Origin of the sequence: Anaerorhabdus sp. (genome assembly GCF_036637135.1) — a bacterium.
Lineage (GTDB): Bacteria > Bacillota_I > Bacilli_A > Erysipelotrichales > Erysipelotrichaceae > Anaerorhabdus.
The window spans coordinates 1-24,202 of sequence record NZ_JAVWNC010000031.1 but is presented as its reverse complement, the minus strand read 5'-3'; the positions used below and the strand labels follow the sequence as shown (position 1 = coordinate 24,202).

General features: G+C 32.5%; 24 protein-coding genes and 1 other RNA gene. All 25 read right to left on the bottom strand.

What is annotated here, in order from left to right; genetic code table 11:
* Nucleotides 1-85: 85 nt before the first annotated feature.
* Nucleotides 86-595 (bottom strand): antiterminator LoaP, encoded by a 510-nt coding sequence (gene loaP / locus RR643_RS07150; RefSeq protein WP_332482781.1) that lies wholly within the window; start codon nt 593-595, stop codon nt 86-88.
* Nucleotides 595-2,418: a polysaccharide biosynthesis protein gene (locus tag RR643_RS07145; protein WP_332482780.1), complete on the bottom strand. Its 1,824-nt coding sequence runs from the start codon at nt 2,416-2,418 to the stop codon at nt 595-597. Before RR643_RS07145 ends, loaP begins: the two co-directional genes overlap by 1 nt.
* A gap of 196 nt (nt 2,419-2,614) precedes the next feature.
* Nucleotides 2,615-3,319 (bottom strand): biosynthetic peptidoglycan transglycosylase, encoded by a 705-nt coding sequence (locus RR643_RS07140; protein WP_332472606.1) that lies wholly within the window; start codon nt 3,317-3,319, stop codon nt 2,615-2,617.
* Between the two features lie 96 nt (nt 3,320-3,415).
* Nucleotides 3,416-4,186 (bottom strand): tyrosine-protein phosphatase, encoded by a 771-nt coding sequence (locus RR643_RS07135; protein ID WP_332482779.1) that lies wholly within the window; start codon nt 4,184-4,186, stop codon nt 3,416-3,418.
* Entirely contained in the window at nt 4,183-4,920 is a 738-nt protein-coding gene (locus RR643_RS07130) for a CpsD/CapB family tyrosine-protein kinase (protein ID WP_332472608.1), read from the bottom strand. The genes RR643_RS07135 and RR643_RS07130 overlap by 4 nt, the downstream gene beginning before the upstream one ends.
* The gene (locus RR643_RS07125) at nt 4,907-5,626 is read right to left on the bottom strand and encodes a YveK family protein (RefSeq protein WP_332472609.1); all 720 of its coding nucleotides are present in this window, start codon (nt 5,624-5,626) and stop codon (nt 4,907-4,909) included. Before RR643_RS07125 ends, RR643_RS07130 begins: the two co-directional genes overlap by 14 nt.
* A gap of 160 nt (nt 5,627-5,786) precedes the next feature.
* Nucleotides 5,787-5,999: a YneF family protein gene (locus RR643_RS07120; RefSeq protein WP_442878360.1), complete on the bottom strand. Its 213-nt coding sequence runs from the start codon at nt 5,997-5,999 to the stop codon at nt 5,787-5,789.
* 64 nt (nt 6,000-6,063) lie between these two features.
* Nucleotides 6,064-6,226: non-coding RNA, 6S RNA (gene ssrS / locus RR643_RS07115), on the bottom strand.
* A gap of 46 nt (nt 6,227-6,272) precedes the next feature.
* The gene (locus RR643_RS07110; protein WP_332472610.1) at nt 6,273-7,925 is read right to left on the bottom strand and encodes a Na/Pi cotransporter family protein; all 1,653 of its coding nucleotides are present in this window, start codon (nt 7,923-7,925) and stop codon (nt 6,273-6,275) included.
* A 168-nt stretch (nt 7,926-8,093) separates the two neighbouring features.
* Nucleotides 8,094-9,107, bottom strand: a complete 1,014-nt coding sequence (locus RR643_RS07105; RefSeq protein ID WP_332482778.1) for a hypothetical protein — start codon at nt 9,105-9,107, stop codon at nt 8,094-8,096.
* A gap of 40 nt (nt 9,108-9,147) precedes the next feature.
* Nucleotides 9,148-9,612 (bottom strand): hypothetical protein, encoded by a 465-nt coding sequence (locus RR643_RS07100; RefSeq protein WP_332482777.1) that lies wholly within the window; start codon nt 9,610-9,612, stop codon nt 9,148-9,150.
* Entirely contained in the window at nt 9,599-10,675 is a 1,077-nt protein-coding gene (locus RR643_RS07095; protein ID WP_332482776.1) for an EpsG family protein, read from the bottom strand. Before RR643_RS07095 ends, RR643_RS07100 begins: the two co-directional genes overlap by 14 nt.
* A 172-nt stretch (nt 10,676-10,847) precedes the next feature.
* Complete coding sequence (locus RR643_RS07090) at nt 10,848-11,003, bottom strand: rubredoxin (RefSeq protein WP_332472614.1); 156 nt, start codon at nt 11,001-11,003, stop codon at nt 10,848-10,850.
* Nucleotides 11,004-11,091: 88 nt separating this feature from the next.
* Nucleotides 11,092-13,623, bottom strand: a complete 2,532-nt coding sequence (locus RR643_RS07085; protein ID WP_332482775.1) for an FAD-dependent oxidoreductase — start codon at nt 13,621-13,623, stop codon at nt 11,092-11,094.
* Nucleotides 13,624-13,688: 65 nt separating this feature from the next.
* Nucleotides 13,689-14,357: an alpha/beta fold hydrolase gene (locus tag RR643_RS07080; protein ID WP_332482774.1), complete on the bottom strand. Its 669-nt coding sequence runs from the start codon at nt 14,355-14,357 to the stop codon at nt 13,689-13,691.
* Nucleotides 14,358-14,440: 83 nt separating this feature from the next.
* Nucleotides 14,441-15,328 (bottom strand): translation elongation factor Ts, encoded by an 888-nt coding sequence (gene tsf, locus RR643_RS07075; RefSeq protein ID WP_332482773.1) that lies wholly within the window; start codon nt 15,326-15,328, stop codon nt 14,441-14,443.
* Nucleotides 15,329-15,330: 2 nt separating this feature from the next.
* Entirely contained in the window at nt 15,331-16,341 is a 1,011-nt protein-coding gene (gene rpsB, locus RR643_RS07070) for a 30S ribosomal protein S2 (RefSeq protein WP_332482772.1), read from the bottom strand.
* A gap of 155 nt (nt 16,342-16,496) precedes the next feature.
* The gene (gene xerA, locus RR643_RS07065) at nt 16,497-17,417 is read right to left on the bottom strand and encodes a site-specific tyrosine recombinase/integron integrase (RefSeq protein ID WP_332470122.1); all 921 of its coding nucleotides are present in this window, start codon (nt 17,415-17,417) and stop codon (nt 16,497-16,499) included.
* A complete protein-coding gene (trmFO, locus tag RR643_RS07060; protein WP_332470123.1) occupies nt 17,387-18,694 on the bottom strand; it encodes a methylenetetrahydrofolate--tRNA-(uracil(54)-C(5))-methyltransferase (FADH(2)-oxidizing) TrmFO in 1,308 nt (435 codons plus the stop codon). The genes xerA and trmFO overlap by 31 nt, the downstream gene beginning before the upstream one ends.
* Nucleotides 18,694-20,715 carry a type I DNA topoisomerase gene (topA, locus tag RR643_RS07055; protein ID WP_332482771.1) on the bottom strand — a complete coding sequence of 674 codons (2,022 nt, stop codon included), beginning with the start codon at nt 20,713-20,715 and terminating at the stop codon, nt 18,694-18,696. Before topA ends, trmFO begins: the two co-directional genes overlap by 1 nt.
* 88 nt (nt 20,716-20,803) lie before the next feature.
* Complete coding sequence (gene dprA / locus RR643_RS07050) at nt 20,804-21,538, bottom strand: DNA-processing protein DprA (RefSeq protein WP_332482770.1); 735 nt, start codon at nt 21,536-21,538, stop codon at nt 20,804-20,806.
* A 62-nt stretch (nt 21,539-21,600) separates the two neighbouring features.
* Nucleotides 21,601-22,221: a ribonuclease HII gene (locus RR643_RS07045; protein ID WP_332470126.1), complete on the bottom strand. Its 621-nt coding sequence runs from the start codon at nt 22,219-22,221 to the stop codon at nt 21,601-21,603.
* Nucleotides 22,214-23,059 (bottom strand): ribosome biogenesis GTPase YlqF, encoded by an 846-nt coding sequence (gene ylqF, locus RR643_RS07040; protein ID WP_332470127.1) that lies wholly within the window; start codon nt 23,057-23,059, stop codon nt 22,214-22,216. The genes RR643_RS07045 and ylqF overlap by 8 nt, the downstream gene beginning before the upstream one ends.
* The gene (gene lepB / locus RR643_RS07035; RefSeq protein ID WP_332470128.1) at nt 23,059-23,610 is read right to left on the bottom strand and encodes a signal peptidase I; all 552 of its coding nucleotides are present in this window, start codon (nt 23,608-23,610) and stop codon (nt 23,059-23,061) included. The genes ylqF and lepB overlap by 1 nt, the downstream gene beginning before the upstream one ends.
* Before the next feature lie 50 nt (nt 23,611-23,660).
* Nucleotides 23,661-24,008, bottom strand: a complete 348-nt coding sequence (gene rplS / locus RR643_RS07030) for a 50S ribosomal protein L19 (RefSeq protein WP_332470129.1) — start codon at nt 24,006-24,008, stop codon at nt 23,661-23,663.
* Nucleotides 24,009-24,202 lie beyond the last annotated feature (194 nt).

Sequence of the window (24,202 nt, the reverse complement as noted above, 5' to 3'; positions counted from 1 at the left end):
AGCTACGCTACCCAGACTAAATCTAGGCATGTAACTATGTCCTTAGTTTGTGTTATAGTGCCTAAACAACTAATAACTTACATAACTATATCTTTGTTAATATATCTAGCGAGACTGTTACTTCTCGTTTAGAACCTAATAATTCTATTTCCAACTTAGCTTCTCTTTTATGACGATTGATATATGTAATATAACTTTCGAACCCCATAAGTGGTCCATCTGTAATAACTACTTTATCATCTTCAATGAAGCCTAGTGAAACTTCTACAATCTTGTTTAAACCTAATAACTTTTCTAAAATACTTATCTCTTCCTCTTGTAAAGGTGGAGTACCTTCAAGATCATATCTTAATTGTTTAATTAAGTTTTTATTACGAATCTTGAATTGATTAAACTTTTCTGAAAAATCAATATAGTTATCTGTCGTTTCTATGAAGATATAATTTGGAAATAATACTTGATTTACTTTTATTAACTTACCTTCTTTTCGATGAAATTTTTCTTTCATTGGAATAAATGCATTGATTTGATTGTCTTGAAGAAATTGTGCTACCTTATCTTCTTGACTACCTTTGACATACACGACATACCACATTACTTAATAATCTCCAGTATTTCCTGTTTAACACTTGATATAGGAATATTTTTGATTATTGTTTCTTCTAGTATTTGAACCTTGTTTAGTAAATCAGTTAAATCTACTTCCATTGGTTCATTCACAAAAATTAAATCATTCTTTGTTTTATGTCTTACTTCATCACCAAGGGCTAATTCCTCATACATCTTTTCACCAGGTCTAAGTCCTACAAATTCAATATCTATATCATCATAAGGTCTTAATCCTGATAAACGAATTAAGTCTTCCGCAAGTTTTGTAATCTTCACAGGACTTCCCATATCTAATACAAAGATATCTCCATGATTCGCATATACTCCTGCTTGAAGGACGAGCTGTGTTGCTTCAGGTATAGTCATAAAGTATCTTGTTATTTCTGGATCAGTTACTGTTATTGGTCCACCAGATTCAATTTGTTTTTTAAATAGTGGTATAACCGATCCATTAGAACCCAATACATTACCAAATCGAACTGCACCTAACTTAGTAACACCATTATTGCGGTATGCTTGAATAATCAATTCGCACATACGTTTTGTTGCACCCATAACATTTGTTGGATTAACTGCTTTATCTGTTGAAATTAAAACCATTTTATCTACTTTGTTATGAATACATGCTTGTACTACATTTAAAGTGCCTACAACGTTGTTCTTTACAGCTTCTCTTGGTGAATCTTCCATAAGAGGTACATGTTTATGTGCTGCAGCATGGAAGACAACGTTGGGTTTATAAACACCAAAGACATGGGCTAAACGTTTTGTATCTCTTATTGACCCAATAAGGAATAGGATATCTGTATCTTTATATTTGTCATTTTTACGTTTTTGAATTTCAATTTCTTGTTGAAGGTCATATAAAGAATTTTCACTGATATCCAAACATATCAATTGTTTTGGATTAAATCGCAATAATTGTCTGCACAACTCAGATCCGATTGAACCTCCCGCACCAGTTACACAAACAATTTTGTTTTCTACATATTCACTTATTTCTTTAGTTTCAAGGTGAACTTCACCTCTCCCTAATAAATCTTCAATGGAAACATCTCTAACTACTGGTTTACTATATTGCTTAACTTCTGCAATACTCATGATTCGAACTCTTATATTTAACGGTTGGCAAATACTAATGATTCGTTTTAGTTCTTCTTTACTAGCACTTGGTATCGCAATGAATACGGCTTCTATATTTTTTTCTTCAACGATGGTCGCTAAATCATCACAAGTACCTAAAATTTCAACACCATTAATAAATCTACCTTTTTTACCAGTATCATCATCAATAAATCCAACAACTTTATTTTCATAAAGTGGATTTGCGTTAATTTCTCGCAATAGGAAATACCCACCATCACCTGCTCCAATAATTAATGAAGTCACTTTTTTATTAACGGATTTTGATCGAATACGAATATAACGATAGAAAACTCGCGAACCAACAGTTCCTATAATAATCAACAACGTCGCGATAATATATACACCTCTAGGAATAAGTGGGAATCTCGCTATTGTCAGTACTAATACAGAAAGTACATTAGCTAATACAGTTGATGTTGTAAGTAAGAAAGCTTCTTCTATACTTACATATTTCCATAAACTACGAAAAACACCTAACGATAAATAAATAGCTAAGTGTAATAATAATATAACTGGCAATGCTTTAACTATCGCTATAGCATAATTAAATTGTGTCCCTATTTTAAAATCAAAGCGTAATGCATAAGCAAGAAAGTAAGAACAGACAATGACAGTCATATCTAAACAAACTAATGCGAGTACACGTATTTTTCTTAATGTCACAAAGATCTCTCCCCTAAATAAATATGTCAAAATTGACTTAGTTATTCTATTGTTAATTATATCATTTAAGAGTATTTGATTTTGTTTGTGGGAACTATGTTTGTTCCATCTACGTGTTGTTTTGTTACATCATATAAAATATATAAAGACATAAAAAAAGAATGATTTTTTTTATCATTCTTTAACCTCTTAATTATCAAGAATTTGGTTGTTGCGCTAATGCGTCATTCATTTCTTGTGTACTGATTTCGTTATATTTTAACATTGCGGATAATACATTCTTTTGTCTCTCATTAATTAATTTATAACCATTGCTTAATTGATAACGACTTGGTGATTGTGGTAACCCTGCAAGTAAGCTTGCTTCATACAATGTCAAATCATTTGGAGCTTTATTGAAGTATCCATTTGCTGCTTGTCGAATACCATAATACCCATCACCATAATAAATAATATTCGCATACATCGCAAATATTTCATCCTTTGTATAATGATCTTCTAAATCCCAAACAAAGAACACTTCTGCAATTTTTCTAGTCAACGATGGTTTATTACTAAAATAAATATTTTTCGCAACTTGTTGCGTTATCGTACTACCACCTTGTTGTATTTCTTTGGATACAAGATTCGCAACTAATGCTCTACCAATCGCTACAAAATCAACACCTCTTCTTTCAAAGAAACGATGGTCTTCAATCGAAGTTAGTGCATCAACAAAATCCGGATCAATTTCATTAAAACTTACATATGTAGGATCTGCCTGTATATTACTTACCGCAACTGATAGTGGTAATTCTTTAATAGCTTCTTTATAACGATTATATCCTTCAAGTCCTAGATAACCAAATATCGCAAAACCTAGTATTAACAATATTAATAATATTTTCTTAATTAGTTTCATAGTACTCCTTATATTTTATCTCTATATGTTAATTATACTAAAATAATGTAAGTAAAGAAAGTTAATCACTATAAAAGGTATATCTTACGATATACCTTACTTACTAAATATTCCAAATAAACCCTTCTTCGAAACTTTTGTATACTCATCTAAATCAATTAACTCATTATCCAATATTTTTTTAGGATTAATTATGAATAACTTGTCTGCGATTTTCTCACCAAACTTTTGATCTATCACTTCAAATGCTTCTTTAAGATTAATTCGTCTTTCACTATTGTGTGCATCACTTGCGACAAAGTGCACTAAATTATGTTCTATTAATTTAAATACCGTTTTTTGTGCATCTTTACCATTATAACCAAGAATACTATCTGCATTAACTTGCATAAGACAGCCTTCTTTAACCAACTCATACACAAGATTCATATCTTTTTGAACGTAATAATATCTTTCTGGATGAGCCAGTATTGGTAAGTACCCACAAGCATTCAAATCATATACTTCATTAATAACTTCTTCATCATAATTAGTAAATTTTAATTCGAATAAACAGTAATTACTGTTTGCTAATGTATGATATTTTTTTGCATCTAATGCATCACTAATACATTCTTTTGTATAGAATATTTCATTACCTAAATGCATATTGATTGGTAAATCTTCTATCCCTTCACATAGTTGTTTAAAGGCTAATTCGGTTTCGTAATAACTTTTTTGGTATTCTCCCATACCCATATAATGTGGTGTACAAATGATATCTGTAACACCATTCTTACAAGATTCAAAGATTAGATCTCTGCTTTCATGTAAGCTCGATGAACCATCATCAAAATCGGGTATTAAATGTGAATGGATATCAATCATTTTTCTTTACGTTTCTTACCCTTTTTATCTTTTTTGTAACCATAGCCATATCCATAATGTGAATAATATTTCTTACCAAAATCAGCTTTTGTAATTACTATACCTAATACATTACTTCCAACCTCATCAAATTGATATTTCATTCTTTGAAGATTTTTCTTCTCATTTTTATTTGACTCACAAACAAGTATCGTGCCATCGGTGTATCTAGATACAATTACTGCGTCTGTAACCAAACCAACTGGTGGACAGTCAATAATAATAAAGTCGTATTCAGATCTCATTTTTTCAATGAATTGTTGTAACACTGCTGATTGAATAAACTCTGAATGATATATTATTTTTGTACCTGCAGTCATCACATCTACATTTTTTAATACATGTTTAATTGCATCATCAAATGTTACACGATTGTTTAGAAAATCAGTTATACCGATTGTATTTCTAATTTTAAGTTTCTTGTGAATTGATGGAAGTCTTAAATCTAAATCTAGAACTAAAACCCTTTTATTTAATTGTGAGTAAACAACCGCAAGATTTAAAGCCGTTGTACTTTTTCCTTCACTTTGATCCGCACTTGTAATATTAACGACTTGAATTGGTTTATCAAATGTCTTAAACATAATATTTGTACGTAATGTACGATATGCTTCCGTTGCCGGATTGTTTGAATCATATAAAGAAATAATATCTAGAAATGGTTGTTTAACTGATTCTAACTTACTTCTTGTCATATGATTTCTCCAATCTAGCTAATTCATTTGCAAAATCAGGAATAACTCCTAATATTGGATATCCAAGTATTTCTCTAAATTCATCTTCCGTTTTAACTTTACTGTCTTTAATTAACACAATAAATACAATTAATCCACTTAGCATAATCCCTATCAATAAACCAATTGCTAAGTTCTTAATCATACTTGGACTATCTGGATAGTAAGGAAACTTAGCCCAGTTTAAAACACTAACATTTTCAATACTCATGATTTCATAAATTTGTTCTTGGAAAATCTTAATTGTTGTATTTGCTACATCCATTGCTTCTTGTGGATTTGGAGATGTAAACGCAACATTAATTACTTCTGTGTTGTTTGCTGATGATACGCTAACCATATCTACAAACTCTTTATTTGTATATGGTAGGTTAAGTTCAGTTACAACCAAATCACTAATACGTTCACTTTTTAAGATTTCACTATATGTACTTACTAATTTTTGACTTAAGTTAACATCATTGATATTCATTTGTGCATTTTGAGCATCATTTTTTTGAACTACTATAATTTTCCCTGTCGCTTTATATTTTGGCACAATTAAATAATTAGTTATTAAGAAAGCTGCCCCTGTTGATAATATGCAAACGATTACGCACCAAAACCAAACTCGTTTAAACGATTCCCAAATCTTGGATAAGTCGATTTCAGTATAATTCTCTTCCATTAAATTCACCCCGCTTGTTAAATTATACCATTTTCGGTAATTTTTAACTTCCATTGGGATGTGTCATTAATTGCCTAGAACATGCATTTTGTTACACAAGTGTCATAAAGACTAAAAAAGGTGAATTATTCAATTCACCCTTGTTTAGTTCAACTAATAATTATTGTCCCATTGATTTCATAACGGCACGAATTTGTGATTCTGATGGTTTGCGTCCCATTTGCATAAACATAGCACGAATCATCTTTTCGCTTACTGGAGGATTTTCCTTCATTTGTTTTTCAAATGTACGACGAGTGAAATAGAAACCTAATCCACCACCAATGAGTAGTCCTACAACTAAACTTGATATTGATGCCCAAAACATATTCATAACTTCCACCACCTTCATTAAATTACTCTATTATTTTAACTGGTTTACAACCATATTACAACTATTTAAACCCAAAAGGGTTGATATTTATCCCTGTTAAGTACAGGTGGGTATTCTGCTATTAATTTAAGGATTCTTAATCATATTAAGCATTCACACAACTATTAGACATCCGAATTCCCTTATATCACTATGTAGGAAATATATTTGTTCCCTCTTGGGACTTCATTATAGCATAAGAAAAACTAAAAAAAAGGAATTGACTTTTTAGGTTCAATTCGCTTCTCTTAATTCTTCGCGTAATTCTGTTAAACTTGAATGTAATTCTGCAAGATTTAGAATATGATCTCCAATACGTTCATAATCAGAAAGTAATTCTGAGTATAAGATTGCAGATTCAATCTTTGATTCTTGATTATTCATTCTCTTGATTTGATTTGTTCTAAATAGCGTTGTATTATCATCAATAACTTGCTCAATCTGGCTAGCTTTTATCAACAGTGCATCTTTGTGTAAGTCTTCTGTAAATAAATTTAATCCAGTTATACAATTTTTCTTCATTTCTTGTATTTCAGTTGATGCATCATGTGTTAAATCCCAGTTATTACTATTAATTGTTTGCGCATATTCTGCAAAGTTCATGGCATGATCACCAATACGTTCTAAGTTAGTTAAAGCTCTAAAATAATCATTTAGTATTTTAACTTCTTTATATGATTGTTCAATTGATAATACTTTTGAAATCTTTTTTGCAACACTATAATTTAATTTATCAATTTCATCTTCATTTGCTTTAACAAGATCAAATGACTTGTTATCATATTTTGCTAATAAATCAAAGCTTGATTCAATGTTACTACGAACAAGTTTAAACATATCACTTACTTCTTGTCCAATATAGTGAATCGCAAGAATAGAAGTTCCTAATACATAGTTACTATTCATGATTTCATCTAACCATTTGTCTTCAGCTGCTTCTGTTTCAGATTTTTTATCAGGTAAAATCATGATTGCGAGTTTTGCTAAGTAATTACCAAATGGTAGTAGAATTAATGTTGTCGCAATATTAAACACTGTATGTACATTCGCAATTTGTGCAGCAGGATTGTTAGGTGTAAATGTTTCCATGAATGGTACAAATGGTGTGTTCATACAAATTACTACAAATATTGTTGTACCAATGATATTAAACAGCAAATGAATAATCGTTGTTCGTTTAGCGTTTCTATTTGTTCCTATTGACGCAAGAACTGCAGTAATACATGTTCCAATGTTTTGACCAAATAACACGTATACAGCACTATCAAGCCCTATAAGACCACTTAAAGCTAAAGCTTGTAAAATACCTACCGAAGCAGAAGATGATTGTATAACTGCTGTAAACAGTGCCCCTGCAAGAATACCTAATAAAGGATTCTTAAAGGTCGTCATTAAACTAATGAATGCAGGAGAATCTCGTAATGGCAACATAGAATCACTCATTATTCCCATACCAATAAACAAAATACCTAATCCCGCAATAATACCTCCAATAAAGGAAAGTTTCTTACTTTTTGAAAACATAACCATAACTACACCAGCAAAAGCTATTAATGGTGCAATCATTCCTACATCCAATGCAATTAATTGTCCAGTTATCGTAGTGCCAATATTGGCACCCATGATAATCCATACCGTTTGTTGAAGCGTCATAAGTCCTGAATTAACAAAACTAACAACCATAACTGTTGTAGCACTTGATGATTGAATTAATGCCGTAATACCAGCACCTACTGCAACACCTAAAAATCGATTCGCAGTTAACTTTTCTAAGATTCCTTTTAATTTATTACCAGCAATACCCTCTAAGTTGGTGCTCATCATATGCATTCCATATAAAAAGAGCGCTAGCCCACCAAGTAAACTTATAATATTCCCTATTCCCATATTCTTCCCTCAATAATAGATATCTTTATCTAGGTAGATTTTAACACTTTACAAGAACTTTACAAATACTTTACAGAATACTTTACAAAGATTTAACAATTCTTTTAGTACAATTAAATATTAAAAAAACTGACCGAAGTCAGTTTTAATTTAATATATAGTTACTTATTAAGCTTTAGGCTTGTTAGTAGGATCAGTAGTATCTTTTTTACGTTTTGACATTACTACGATAACAACGATTACAGCAACTAATGCAATACCACCAACAAATAACATTGTTGAGTTATTGTCTGTTGCAGGAGCAGTAGTTTCAGGAGCAGCACTTGCTTCAGGAGCAGCAGTTGCTTCATCTTTTGCTTCGATGTTTAAAATAGTATCTACGTCAACGCCATTAGCTTTATTTGCTTTGTAGTTAGCACTTTCAGTATCAACTACAGCGTCTTCAATTAAGTTATAAGAAACCATGTAACTTGATGAGTGATTAATGACTGCTTTTGACCAACCATCACCACTTTCAACGATTCCATAATTTTCAATTGTTCCATCATCATGTACATAATAAAGGAATGGGTTTTCATAAGCTGCATCAGCTGGTTTTTCAACTTGTTTGATTGAAATAATCATTGAAACTCCAAATTCCCCTTGAGCTTCTGGTTGAATAAATACTGAGTTTTCAGCATATGTAGCCATTTTTTCTTGAGTTGCTGCATCAAGTGTTGCAATAAATTTTTCTTTAGCAGCTGCATCTGTAGCAACATTCATAACTGTAGATAAATCACGTAATTGATCAGCACTTACAGTTAAACCTGTAAATTGGATTGCAACTGTCTTATCTTTGTTCATGAATACAACTGGTGTTTCTGATTTAATTGCTTCTTCAATTAATGTTGCAGGTAATTTAGCTGCGTTTTCGATTGTAATAATCTTACCAGCTTCCCCTGAAGGTAATGTACCTGTTTCAGCATTTTTAATTGTTTCTTGAGCTTCTTTAACAGCTGCTTCTTTTTCAGTTGCTGGCGTTGCAGTAACTGTTGGTTTAGCTGTTGGTTTAGCTGTAACTGTAGGTGTAGTAGGTTTTGGGTTATCTGGGTTATTTCTATAATCCCCCGCTGCAAAAACATTTGATGTCATTCCTACTAAAAATAACACTAGCGTAACAAGTGTAATAATTCTCTTTTTCACATAAAGTCCTCCTTTACCCTGTTAACATTATTATAAACTTTTATTTTGTTGGTTTTATTTCGTTAGTTACATCTTTGTTAGCTTTTGTTACCAATACATAGTTTTTAATGAGTTTCACTGCATATCCAAGTATAAATGAACCCACAGAAACCATGATAAATACAACTTCATTTAGTGATTGATAATAACTTAGTGGTAGTGTAAATAAGGTTCTATTTAACTCAAATAATCCAAATCCCCAAACTGTTGCGGATGAGACTGAAGTATCAATGTAGTAAAATGATGCCAGTATCACAAACATCAATACAATAAATAAAATTTGTTCATGGTAACCAGCGCTAAACGATTCATAGATTAAAATTAACAAGAATACCCAAATCAATACTCTCGATATTTGAAAAAATATCCCACCAAATAAATTTTTCTCATAGAAGAAGCAAATGTAAACAAAATATAAAATCGCACAAATATTGAATCGTTGTAAACTGTTTCTATTTAATTTCATATTTATACCCCAAATCTACCATTTCATATGGGAATACTCCATTGTAGTTGTTCATTTCTAAATAGAAATGATACCCCATTGATATCAATAAGAAACCAAGCAGAATTGATATTTTTAAATTTGGATTCTTTATCTTCTTCATCATAACCAAAATTAAATCGACTAAGAGAATCACAATCACAGGAATTTCTAGTAATACTGTAAATCTTGAGATAATTGAATGTTTCGCACCAATAATTGTAAAAGCAGCATTTAAGAAGGCTACTACTAATAGAATACGATTCATGCTTCTCATCTTAATCAAATCTTTTCTATAGATAAAAGCTAATACAAAAATTGCACCAACCACAATACCATAAATAATAGGTATTCCTGTTGTCATGTGAACATTGTCCAAAACATAACTAGTATAATATCCTTTATTCAATACCAGTTGGATAAAAAACTCTGAGAATACGAGTGCTATAAATGTAAGTGCAGTATAGATACCAAATGTGATTTTGTTCAAAGGAATCTTTAGTATTAATAATAGTGGCAACATCAATAATGCAGACTTATGGAAACAAGATGCAAATAAAACGAGTAATACATAATAGAAGTAGTCGTTTTCATCTAATCGTTTAAATGCATACATCATAATAATTCCTGCAAATATTTGGCGCATAAAATCCATACTGAAATAAAAACACCCAAATGCCAAAAACGCAAAAACGCTTAACCACACGTTCTTAGAATAGCGATATATAAACCACATTACTGCAGCTGCAACAATGATCGCAACAACAATAAACAACCATTGATAATCTAATGTAAAATTACTTATGGTTTCATTAATAAATATGTATCCCTTTTCTAATGTTCCACTCATTAAAGTTTCAAGCTGCGTTAGATAAGATTTATAGAATATTCCAATGTATGGATTGAAATCATAACCCACTCCATTTCTTAATCCCGATACCATAGCCAATACAAGAAACATGATAAAGCAATATATTTTTTTACCATATTTGAATTTGGTAATAAACCCGAATCCCAAGGACATTCCTAACAGTATATAGTACATGTATTTAGCTCCCCTTTTCTTTCTAATTTTAGGGGTTATAAAACCTTTATTCAAACAAAACTTATGTTAAAAGATACATGAAGTATTGAATATACAAATTCACGTAACAAAGTGCAACACAAATTAAAAACTCCTCAAGGGAGTTTCTAATTAGAAGATGATCTTCTATTCATTAAATTTTTGAAAATAAATCCTTTGGAGCACCACAAACTGGGCAAACCCAGTCAGCTGGTAAATCAGCAAAAGCTGTTCCTGGTGCTACACCTGTAGCTTCATCCCCAATAGCTGGGTCATAAATATACCCACAAGGGCATTGATATTTATCCATGATTAATCCTCCTGATAAGTATAGTTTCCTACTTTTTGAAGCATTTGTAAAGCAAAGTACATTGTACTAATAGGAAATGTACGCTAATCTATTTTAAAACATCTGCAAATGAAGATTTTGCTAAGTAAGCATTTGTTAAATCTTTCATCTTCTTTAAATCTCCTAGTAGAATAAATCCACATAGTAGGTTATTAGCGAAGTATAGTTTTTCATATGTACCTTTTTGTGTATCACTTACTTCAACTGTTTTATATTGTATGTCAGGATTCTTTCCTGTATCACCTATCGCATATAGGTTCGTATTCAAACCAAAGAATGATAATGCACCTAATACTGTTTGATATGTTTTATCATCACCTGCAGCATTTGCTCCTGCAACAATACCCATATCAACTGCTTCTGACCACAATGCATAATTAATGTTATCGTACTCTGCACAGTCTCCTGCAGCATAAATATCTTTGATATTTGTTTCCATATGGTCATTCACAATGATAGCACGGTTGACCTCAATTCCTGCATCTGTTGCGATTTTTGTATTTGCACGAACTCCTGCTGATATTAAAACTAAATCAGCTGGTATTATTGTTCCATCTTCTAATTCAACACCTTCAACTTTATCGGTACCTGCAATTCTCTTAATCTTAACATTTGTATGTAAATCAATATGATTCTTTTCTAAGATTTTGCGTAACACAGTTGATGCACCTTCATCTAATTGACGAGGCATTAAATGTGGAAGTAGTTCTAATACTGTGACTTTGCATTTTGTTTTATGCATTTCCCATGCAGCTTCAAGACCTAATACACCACCACCAATAACTACAACATGTTTAGTATCTGGTAAAAGTTCAGTAATTTGCTTAACATCCCCTACACCACGTATCGCTATTACTTGTTTTAGTGTATGTCCTTCAATTGGTGGAACAAAACAAGTAGAGCCTAATGCATAAATACATTTATCATAAGTTAATGTTTCTCCATTATCTAAGATAACTTCTTTTTTATCAGGATGAATACTTAATACTTTCGTATTTAGTTTCAAATTAATTTTATTATTTTTATACCAATCCGCTTTTTCAATTGCCATTTGATTTTCAGTGAAATTTGCAAGTAGTGCCTTTGTCAGCATTGGACGATTGTATGGAAGATATGACTCTTCTGATATCATTGTAATCTTACAAGTATCATTTCTAAATCGTATTTCACGTGCTGCATTATAAGCTGCAACTCCACCACCTAATATAACATAGTGTTCTTTTGTATCGTGATGGTAAGTCAGTGTTAAATCTTCAACTGCAATAAAGTTTTCTTTACCTACGCCACATACTGGACAAATATCTTCTGTATCATCAAGTATTGCACCACAAATCATGCATTTTACTTTACCACTTTTCTTTGGTTCTAATTTCTCATTTTTCTTATCCATGAGAACACATCCAAAATTATAACCAAAATCAAAAGCTTCAACTAAATTAGATTCACTTGGTTTAAAACGAATTCTAAATCCATCTATCACTTTTAAACGAACTTGTTTTAGTCTTTCAATGATATGGGGAACACCTTCTCCACTCCATCCATAACTACCAAAGGCACTCGCAAGTTTTCCTGCATGAACTGGACTATGCAATGCAATCGCAAGTTCCCAAATTGGTTCTAAAGCTTCACCAACAATTGTTGGTGTACCTAATAGAAAACCATCTGCATAACCAATTTCTTCTAATACTTTCGCTTTATCTGCTTCATTCATATCATAAAGTCTTACATCAATAGTACCTGCTGCTTTAATACCATCTTTAATCTTGTTTGCAAGTTGAGCTGTATAACCATATGCACTTACATAAGGAATAATAACTGTTTTTCTAACATTTGGGTTTTTCTCATCTACCCATGTATGATATTGAGCAATTAACTCTGGAATTTTTGCATCCAACACTGGACCATGTCCAGTACAAATTAATTGTATATCTAAATCTTGAATACGCTTTAATGCATTTTGCATAAATGGTCTTTTAAATGGTCCAATGATATTATCAAAATAATATTTAAGTGCTTCTTGATATCCTTCTTCATCTACCACTTTGTTTCTTAATACATCTTCAAAACTATAATGGGCTCCAAAAGAATCACATGTAAAAAGTGTCTTATCTTCTTCTAAATAAGTAAACATCGTATCTGGCCAATGTAAGTTTGGTAATGTCATAAAATGAAGAGTTTTATTTCCTAGTGATAGTGTTTCTCCATCCTTAATAGCAATACTGTAAAAATCACAGTTCATTATTTCTTTTAAAAATCCAATCGCTACCGGTGTCGCAACAATCACAAGATTTGGATTAATCTCAATTAACTTTTCTAAGCTACCCGTATGATCTGGTTCTGTATGATTTAAGACGACATAATCTATTTTAGAAACATCAATTAATGATTTTAATGTTTCTAAATAATCATCAAAGAAATTAAGTTTTGCAGTTTCAACTAGCGCAATTTTTTCGCTACCTTCCACCAAATATGAGTTATAAGAAGTTCCAAATTTAGTTTCCATAATGATGTCAAAAATTCTTAGGTTTGGATCAAGTACTCCGGTCCAAGTAATCCCCTTTTTAAGTTCAAGTGTATTCATATTCAATCCTCCAAATTTATCTTATTCTTTTACAATATAGGTTGCAACTAATATACTCTTTAAAATTAATCATTTAGAAAAGTTAGAATTGCATCGTTAAATTGACTTGGATTTTTATAGGCAACAAAATGATCTCCATCAATAAAACATAGCTTTGAATTCGGTATTAATGTTGCGATTAATCTTGTATGACTTTCTTTAATATCATCTTTAGTTCCCGCGACAACAAGTGTTGGTGATTGAATTTTCTTTAAATCATCGTGATTAATATAGGGATCATTAACCATGAGTCTTAACATTTCTGTTTTCTTAGAATTTTTATTTATTTTATTGCTTATATAATATTCAATATTAGTCGGAATTTGAAACTTTTTCTTTACTCCTGATGGGTCTAAATTTGCTCCATCAATGATTAATTTTTTTACCTTTTTGGGATATTGAATCGCAAAGAGTAGTGCTATATTACCCCCATCAGAAAACCCTAATAAATGTGCTTGTTCGATTTGCTTTTGTTCCATATATTCATATACATCTTGTACAAACTGTCTAATCGTAAAAGGTTCTTTTCCTCTTTGTGATCGTCCATGTCCTCGTGTATCAAGCGCAATAACACGATAAAATCTAGAGAGCGCATAAATTTGGTGCACAAAAAAAGTATGATCTTCATTGTTACCATGAAGAAGTATTATTGTTTCTCCATTTCCTTTTATCGTTTCGTATAGTTGTATGTCCATAATCAAAGTATAGCACAACTCATTAAATTGTTTATACTCCTTTTACGTTTAAGCAAACGAAAAAAAAGCTTAAGTCTTTCGACTTAAGCTCCAATTTTTGCTACTTCTTCAGCAAAGTTTTCTTCACGTTTTTCGATACCTTCACCTACAGCATAACGAACGAATTCGATCACTTCAGTGTTAGCTTCTTTTAAAACTTGAGCAACTTTTTTATCTTGATCTTTAAAGAAGATTTGGTCTACTAAGCTCATTTCTTGTAGAGATTTGCTTACACGACCTTCAACGATACCTAATAATACTTTTTCAGGTTTTCCTTTTAAAGATTCATCATTTTTCATGATTTCTTCTTGAATAGCGCGTTCATGTTCAACGATTTCTGCAGGCATATGAGCTCTTGATACATAGCTTGGGCTCATTGATGCAACTTGCATTGCCATATCTTTAGCAATTTCAGCATTTGTTGTATCTTTTAATACAGCACATGCACTGATTTTTCCACCCATATGGATGTAAGAACCAAAGATATCACCATCGTTTTTAGTTAATACTACAAAGCGACGAAGAGTGATTTTTTCACCAATTGTTGCAGTAGCATCAACGAAACATTCTTCAATAGTTTTACCATTCATAGGTAGTTTTAACGCTTCTTCTAATGTAGAAACACCACTATTTAATAAAGTTTCTGTAGTTTTATTTAGTAATTCTAAGAATTGATCATTCTTAGCAACGAAATCTGTTTCTGAGTTAACTTCAACTAAGCAAGCTTTGTTTCCGTCAACGATAACTTTTGATAAACCTTCAGCAGCAATACGATCAGCTTTTTTTGCTGCCTTTGAAATACCTTTTTCACGTAACCAGTCGATAGATTTTTGGATATCGCCATCACACTCAGTAAGTGCTTTTTTGCAATCCATCATTCCAGCGCCAGTAATTTCTCTTAGTTCTTTTACTTGTGCAGCAGTAATTGCCATGATTATTCTGCCTCCTTAGTTTCTTCAGTTACCTTTTTTCTTGGAGCTCTTTTTGGTTTTTCACCCTCTACTGCAGCTTCTGCAGCTACTTTTTTAGGTGCTTCTGTTTGTACAGGAGTCGATTCAGTTTTTGTTTCTTCTGAATTTTCTCTCTTATTAATTACACGACGTTCTCCATAAGGACGACGAGCACCATCTCTAGGACGACGTTCTTCCATTCTTTGACGACGACGTTTTTCATTTTCTTCAGCTTGTTGTTCAACGTTGATGATTACATCTTTCATTGTGATATCTTCAGCAGACATATCTTCTTGATATGCAACTGTTAATAAACCACCTTTTGCTTCAACGATAGCATCTGCCATAACACCGATCATTAACTTAACAGCGCGAATAGCATCATCATTTGAAACGATTGGGTAATCTAACATTGCAGGATCTGCATTTGTATCGATAAGACCGAATACAGGAATTCCTAATTTTTTAGCTTCAGCAACTGCATTGTGTTCTTCAGTAGGATCTACTACGAATAATGCATCTGGAAGTTTTTTCATTTCTTTAATTCCGCCCAAGAAGTTTTCTAAACGTGTTTGTCTCTTGTGCATTAAAGCAATTTCTTTCTTTGGATATAGATTAATTGTTCCACTAGTTTCCATTTCTTCGATTTCTAATAAACCTTTAATTGATTTTTGAATCGTACGGAAATTTGTTAAGATTCCTCCTAACCATCTTTGGTTAACATAGAATGAACCTGAACGTAAAGCTTCTTCTAGAATTGGAGTTTGAGCTTGTTTCTTTGTACCTACGAATAATACTTTACCACCTTTTTCAGTGATGTCTTTCATAGCTGCATAAGCAGTATCTAACATAGCTTGTGTTTGTGCTAAGTCGATAATATGAACCCCATTCTTTGCTGCGTAGATATATGGTTTCATCTTAGGATTCCATCTACGTGTTTGATGTCCGAAATGAACACCATTTTCTAATAACTTTCTCATTGAAACAACTGACATTTAATTTTCCTCGCTTTCCGTTGTTTTCCTCCACCATTTCCAACATTGACAACTCTGTTGAGCACGGAGTCAATGAATCCATGGTGTGTGAATTAAGCACATACGTGCCGAGGTATAATATAGCATAAAATCCCTTATTATACAAGGGATTTTCGTTACTTTCTAGAACGTGGATGGGACATCTTAACAACTTTCTTTAAGCGATCCACTGTAATATGGGTATAGATTTGAGTTGTGGCTAAGTTTTCATGCCCTAATAATTCTTGTACAACCCTTAAATCAGCACCATTATCGAGCAAATGTGTCGCAAAGGAATGTCTTAACATATGAGGATGAAGTTCAAGAGGAATCCCATTCTTCTCCCCAACATTCTTCAACATATATTGAATATAACGCGAGGTGATTGGTTTTCCACTTTGTGAAACAAACAAGAAACCATGATCTTCTTTGATAAATTGAGCTCTTGCCTCATTCATGTATTTTTGAAGTAATCTTCCACATCTTGGATAAAAAGGTATCATACGCTCTTTATTCCCTTTTCCAAGTACAATCAATATTTCTTGATCAAATTGAATATTGTTGATTTGAAGTCCTGTTGCTTCACTCACCCGCAAACCACATGCATATATTGTTTCTAAGATTGCTCGGTCTCGTAACTCTACTGGATTACTTAAGTCAAAACTACTCAAGATTGCCATAACTTGATCTAGTGTTAAGAAATCAGGTAAGTGTTTACTCATTTTGGGATTTTTAAACCCTTGTACTGGATTATTTTCTACATCTTCATATCGATTTAAGTAGCGATAAAAAGACCGCAATGAAGAATACACACGTGAAATACTAGAATTAGAAACTTTTCTAGTTCCTATCTTCCCATTTCGAAGTTGTGTAATATAATCCATTACAGTCTCTTTTTGTACATCTTCAAAAGATGTGATATCTTCTTTAATCAAAAATTCTATAAAACGATTGATATCTCTACGATATGCATCTTGTGTTTTATCTGAACCTGATTTGCTCATTTTAATATAATTTAAAAACTGATCTAAACTTTGATCAAGGGCATCACTTCGCATAACTTGTCTTGTATAACTTTAAGAGCTTGAGGTGCATAAGCATCCTTTTTATCTTTTTTCTTAAAGTCTCCTTCTAATCTAAGTATACCAAAGTTCGCATTCATTGGTTGAAAATGTTTTGCATCAGCATGTGTTATGTAGTGCACCATTGCACCCATCATGCATTTGTTACCAAGAATTACTGGCTGTTTTTTCTTTAAAACTTGAGTCATGTTGATACCTGCAAGTAAGCCTGATGCAGCACTTTCAACATATCCTTCTACACCTGTCATTTGTCCTGCAAAAAATAAATCATCTCGTTTTATCGATTGATATGTTTCCTTAAGACAAAGTGGTGAATTAATAAATGAATTGCGATGCATTACACCATAACGAACAATTTGGCAGTTTTCTAATCCTGGAATCAAATTTAAAATACGTTTTTGTTCAGGCCAAGTTAAATGTGTTTGAAATCCCACAACATTGTATAAGCTCGCAACCGCATTGTCTTGTCTTAATTGAACAACTGCATAGGGACGCACACCATTGTGTTCTAATCCTACTGGTTTCATTGGACCAAATAATAGAGTTTGCATACCACGTTTCGCCATAACTTCAAAAGGCATACACCCTTCAAAGTAAACTTCTTCTTCAAAGTCTTTGATTGGCACTGTATCTGCTTGTATCAATTCACGGTAAAAAGTATTAAACTCATCTCTTGTCATTGGACAATTGATATAATCCGCTTCACCTTTATCATATCTTGATTTAAAATACGCTTTATTAAAATCAATACTATCCTTTTCAATAATTGGTGCTGCTGCATCATAAAAATAAAATTGTGCAGATTCCAAAAAAGTTTGTATTGCCTTTGATAAAGGTTCACTTGTTAAAGGACCACTTGCTAAAACACAAGGACCCTCTGGTATTTCTGTTATTTCATCATAAACAACTTCAATATTAGGATGGTTTTGAATTGCTTCTGTTATCTTTCGTGAAAATTCTTCTCGATCAACAGCTAACGCACTTCCTGCTGGAAGTTTAGTTTCATCTGCTATCTTCATAATCAATGAATTGCACATACGCATTTCTTGTTTTAATAACCCAACTGCATTGGTAAGAGCGTCACTACGAAGTGAATTCGAACATACAAGTTCCGCAAACTTTTCAGTTTTGTGGGCTGGTGTCATTTTCTTGGGGCGCATTTCAATCAACTTAACTTGAAATCCTTGATTTGCTAATTGCCAAGATGCTTCGCATCCTGCAAGACCTGCTCCAACAACAATTACATCACTCATTATTTCTTTGCTGCCTTTCTTCTTTTAAACTTAGGAGCTTCTTCTCCTTCAATATTTTCAATGTGTTTACATTTAGGGAAGTTACTACAACCTAGAAAGTAATTACCATAACGGCTCTTTCTCTTTAATAATTCAGCTCCACAATCCGGACACATCTTACCCGATGGTTCTGGTTTTTCTTTTTCAGGTTGTTCCATCTTGCGTGTATATTTACACTCAGGAAAAGTACTACAAGAAATAAACTTACCAAAACGACCTACACGGTACACTAATTCATTACCACATTCTGGACAAACTTCTCCTACTTTTTCAGGTTCCATTTTTTCCATATTGTCATAAGCATGGCTTACAAGTGGTTCAAAACGTTCATAGAAATCTCTTAATGATTTCACGTTGTCCGTTACACCATCTGCAATACCATCTAATTCATTTTCCATTTGCGCTGTGTATTTTACATTAATAATGTCATTAAAATATTGATCTAACTTTTCAGTAGTAAGTTCACCTTGTTCTGTTGGAAAGAATACTTTTGTCTTTGATGTTTCTGTACTCTTATCTAAACTTACATATCCTCTAACTTGAATTGTATCAATAATCATAGAATAAGTACTTGGTCTACCAATACCTTCTTCTTCCATTTGTTTGATTAAACGAGCTTCACTATATCTTAGTGGAGGTTCTGTAAAGTGTTGATTACTCTTTAATTCTTTTGCAGGCATCTTTTCTGATTCATCAAGTTCAGGTAATAATACATCTTTACTTGATTCATATGCTGAATAAACTGCCAAGTAACCATCAAATGCAAGTTGAGTACCATTAGCTGTAAAATCATATTTGTTTTGTGATAATGTTACCGCAACTGTATTTGTTTTTGCAGGTGCCATTAAAGATGCTAGAGCTCTAGCATAAATCATTTTATATAACTTATATTGTTCTGCACTTAAATAGTCTTTAACCTCTTCTGGTGTATTCGCTATGTTAGTTGGACGAATACCCTCATGGGCATCTTGGCTATTCTCATCATTTTTAACTTTGTAGTTTCCTAAATATTCTTTACCAAATTCTTCTTGAATTTTTTCATTTGCTGCCTTTACAAACACATCACTTAAACGAGTACTATCCGTACGCATATAAGTAATTAGCCCTTCTGTGCTGTTCTTTAACTCAATACCTTCATAAAGACGTTGAGCAATTGACATAGTACGTTTAGCACTAAATCCAAGTTTCGTTGATGCTTCTTGTTGAAGAGTAGATGTAATAAAAGGTAGTTTTGGATCTTTCTTACGAACTTGTTTCTTTACGTTTGTAACTTCAAATTCTCCTAAACATGCTTCATATGCTTTCTTTGCATCTGCTTCATTTTTAAGTTCAGCCTTCTTACCACTAATCTTTGATAAGCTTGCATTAAACTCTTTTCCCTCTTTATTAAAAACGGCATCTAAAGTCCAATATTCCTCTGGAATAAATGCTTTAATTTCTTTTTCACGATCAACAATTAATTTTAGTGCTACAGATTGAACTCTTCCTGCCGATTTACTTTTAATCTTATTCTTTAATAGTTTTGATAGTTTAAAACCAATAATACGGTCTAAGATACGACGTGTTTCTTGTGATTTCACAAGTCCCATATTAATTGTACGAGGATGATCAAAAGCACCCAATACGGCGTCCTTTGTAATTTCATTAAATACAACACGGTTAATGTCATCAACATCGAGTCCTAATACTTGTGCTAGATGCCATGAAATAGCTTCTCCCTCACGGTCGGGATCGGTTGCGAGATAGACTTGATCTACTTTTTTAGCACGCGTCTTTAAGTCCTTAACCACGTCTTTCTTATCTTTACTTACAGAATATGTTGGCGTAAAGTCGTTTTCTACATCGACTCCTAACCCATCTTTACCCTTTATCGCTAGATCACGAATATGTCCTTTACTTGAGACAACTTCAAAATCCTTACCTAAGTATTTTTCAATTGTTTTTGATTTTGATGGTGATTCCACAATCACTAAATTTTTCATAGTATTTACCTCGAAATGTAATTATTTTCTAATTTCTATTGCTTACGATAACCTAAAGTAACACACTTTTCAACACTTTGCAATGTATTTAAATTTCTAAGTTTTGTATAGATGTGATGATTTGTGCACCTTGTTCTATTAGTAAATTACATCCTTCTCCTTCAATTTCGCCAATATGATGAGGTACTACATAGACCTCTTTTGATAGTGTTAATGCTTCATTAACAGTTAACATCGTTCCACTTTTATATCTTGCCTCACACACAATACACGCCTCGGATAATGCTGCAATGATGCGATTACGCCAAGGAAAATGATGTTTTTTGATCCTTGTATAATAAGGATACTCCGATAGTATCAAATGACTATCTTTCATCTTATCATATACCTTTTTATTACTTTCGGGATAACAAATACTTAAGCCACTACCAATAACCCCAATGGTTTTACCTGAAATAAGGGCTGTTTCATGTGCCTTTGCATCAATTCCTTTCGCAAGTCCTGATACAATAACATATCGATTCGCTAGTTTTCTTGTTATTTCTTCTGTCGCCCATAATCCATAGGCACTAGGATTTCTTGACCCAATGATGCTTACACATTTTTGATTTACCAAAGCTAAATTACCACAGTAAAATAAAATCCACGGAGGAAATCTCAAATCTCTTAGTTGATTGGGATAATCTGAATCTAAAATAGTTGTGTATTTCTCATGAATAGGTACTACTTTAGGTTCATCATTATTTCTTATTTTTTCTGCAATCTTATCCCAGTCACCATCTACTTCATACGCATAATAAGCAATTCTTTTTGAATATTCCATATTCTCACCTACTTATATATACGAAATAAAAAAGTTAATCCTAAAAAAAGTGGTTTCCCACTTTATATATCTAGTTTCAGTTGTAAGCACTTTTGAACAGGTGCATAACTTCTTCGATGAATTGGTAAAACACCATAAGTTTCTAATGCTTCAATGTGTTGCTTAGTTGGATATCCTTTATGTTGTTTGAATCCATATTCCGGATATTGCTTATCATATTCAATCATAATACGATCCCGTGTAACTTTTGCCAAGATACTCGCTGCTGCAATACTGATACTCTTTTGATCACCTTTAATTAAGGAAATGACTTCTTTGTCTTGATTGGGTAAAGGCATTGCATCTGTAAGGACAATCGGTGCATCGAGCATTGTTGCGATACGATTCATCGCGTTTTGAGTAGCACGATAGATATTTTCTTCATCAATGATGTTAGGTTCAACAATCTCAATCTTATATCCTTTAGCATCTTGAAGTATTAAATCAAATAGCATCTCACGTTTCTTTTCTGAAATTCCTTTTGAATCATAGATATCTTCATTATGATATCCTTCTTCAAATACAACTCCCGCAACTACCAAAGGTCCTGCCAAGGGTCCTCGCCCTGCCTCATCAATACCCATTAATAATTGATGTTGATCCCAATAAGTATGTTCATACTCATTTGTGGTATGTTTAGACATTCGCTTTCTCCCAAGTAATACGTCCACATTTATCATCACGTAAGTCTCTTAGGAAAAAATCAATAGTACGCGCATAATCTACTTCATCATTTGCTTTAATTAAATTCTTACTACGTCCAATTGCTTCTATCATTTTATATGGATCATCGATAACTTCAATACCATATAATTGTTTTAAGTTTTCTGGATATTGTTCAATCAAACGTTTCATTGCGAATGCGGCAATTTCTTCAAGATTTAATATCTCATCACGAATCGCTCCTGATAGTGCTAAATAGTAACCAACTTCTTGATCTTCAAACTTTGGCCAAAGAACACCCGGCGTATCCAATAATTCTAAATCTTTATGTAGCTTAATCCACTTTAAAGCCTTTGTAACACCTGGCTTGTTGGCTGTTTCTACTACTTTCTTTTTAGCGATACGATTAATCAAAGTTGATTTACCAACATTGGGAATACCACAAACCATAGCACGAATTGCACGTGGACGAATACCACGAGAAATTTGTTTATCGATCTTTGGTTTCATGATTTTCTTACAAGCATTCACAATAATTTCAACAACATTATCATGAATTAAATCTACTGCTACAACTATCGTTGTTTCATTGGATAAACATTCAATCCAACGGTCAATTTCGCGACTATCTCCCTTATCTTTTTTAGATAAAAGGATCAATCTTGGTTTACCTTGAATTAATTGTTCAATCATTGGATTCTGACTTGCTTTTGGAATACGACTATCACGTAGTTCGATGACCATATCAACTGTTTTAAGTGCTTCTTGCATTTGCCTTTTAGCACGCGTCATATGCCCAGGAAACCATTGAATTGTCATTACTCAACACCTCCAAATCGATTAAAAGGATAGAGAAGAAATATCCCCTTACCTATCACTTGTGATTCTCTAAAAGGTCCATACTCTCTTGAATCTTTTGAATAAGGTCGATTATCTCCTAAACAATAGATTTCATCAGGACCAAGAGTAATTTCTTCTATATCATTTGTGAATAAACCATACTTAGCTTTTTCTTCATTTACATATGCTTCATCTAAAAATGGTTGTTCCATTGGTAGTCCATTAACATACAAAACATCATTTTTAAATGATATTGTATCATTTGGTAAGCCAACTACACGTTTGATTAAATTTTTTCCATCATCTGTTTGTACAACAACAATATCAAAGCGATTAATATCATGTAATACTTCTACAGAAAATATATTTGTAATTCCAACTGATTGATCAAGAACTGTTGGATACATTGAGTTTTGATTAACACGCACTGGTTTCGCTATAAATTTAGTGAACAAGAAAATCACTAAAAAACTAACAAGTAATGTTTTTAAAAAATCAATTATTTCTTCTTTCCAATTTATATTTTTCATAATGACACCTCGAGTCTATTATACAATAAAAGCCGGATAACCGGCTTAAATTAACGAACTTCTTTAATACGAGCAGCTTTACCAGAAAGTCCACGTAAGTAGAATAATTTAGATCTTCTAACTTTACCTTTACGAACTACAGTAATTTTGTCGATAATTGGTGAATGAATTGGGAATGTTCTTTCAACTCCTACACCACTACTGATCTTACGAACAGTGAATGTTTCTCCAATACCTCTTCCTTGCTTTACGATAACTAATCCTTCGAATGCTTGGATACGAGATTTGTCTCCTTCTTTAATTCTTACGTCAACACGTACTGTACAACCTGGACGGAACTCAGGAATGTCATTACGAAGTTGATTTTTAGTAATTTCATTTACTAGGTTTAAATTCATCTTCAATTTCTCCTTTTCATCAAGTTTATCAATTGTTCATTCATCCAAGTTGAATCAGCGGAACATTGACGCCATTAGGCTTAAAAATGATACCACAGTCCCCTTTTAAATGCAAGGTAAAACTGGATAAAAGCCCAATAGAACTTAAATATCAAGTTAAACGAAACAAAGTGTTGCATTAAGTTGAAACACCT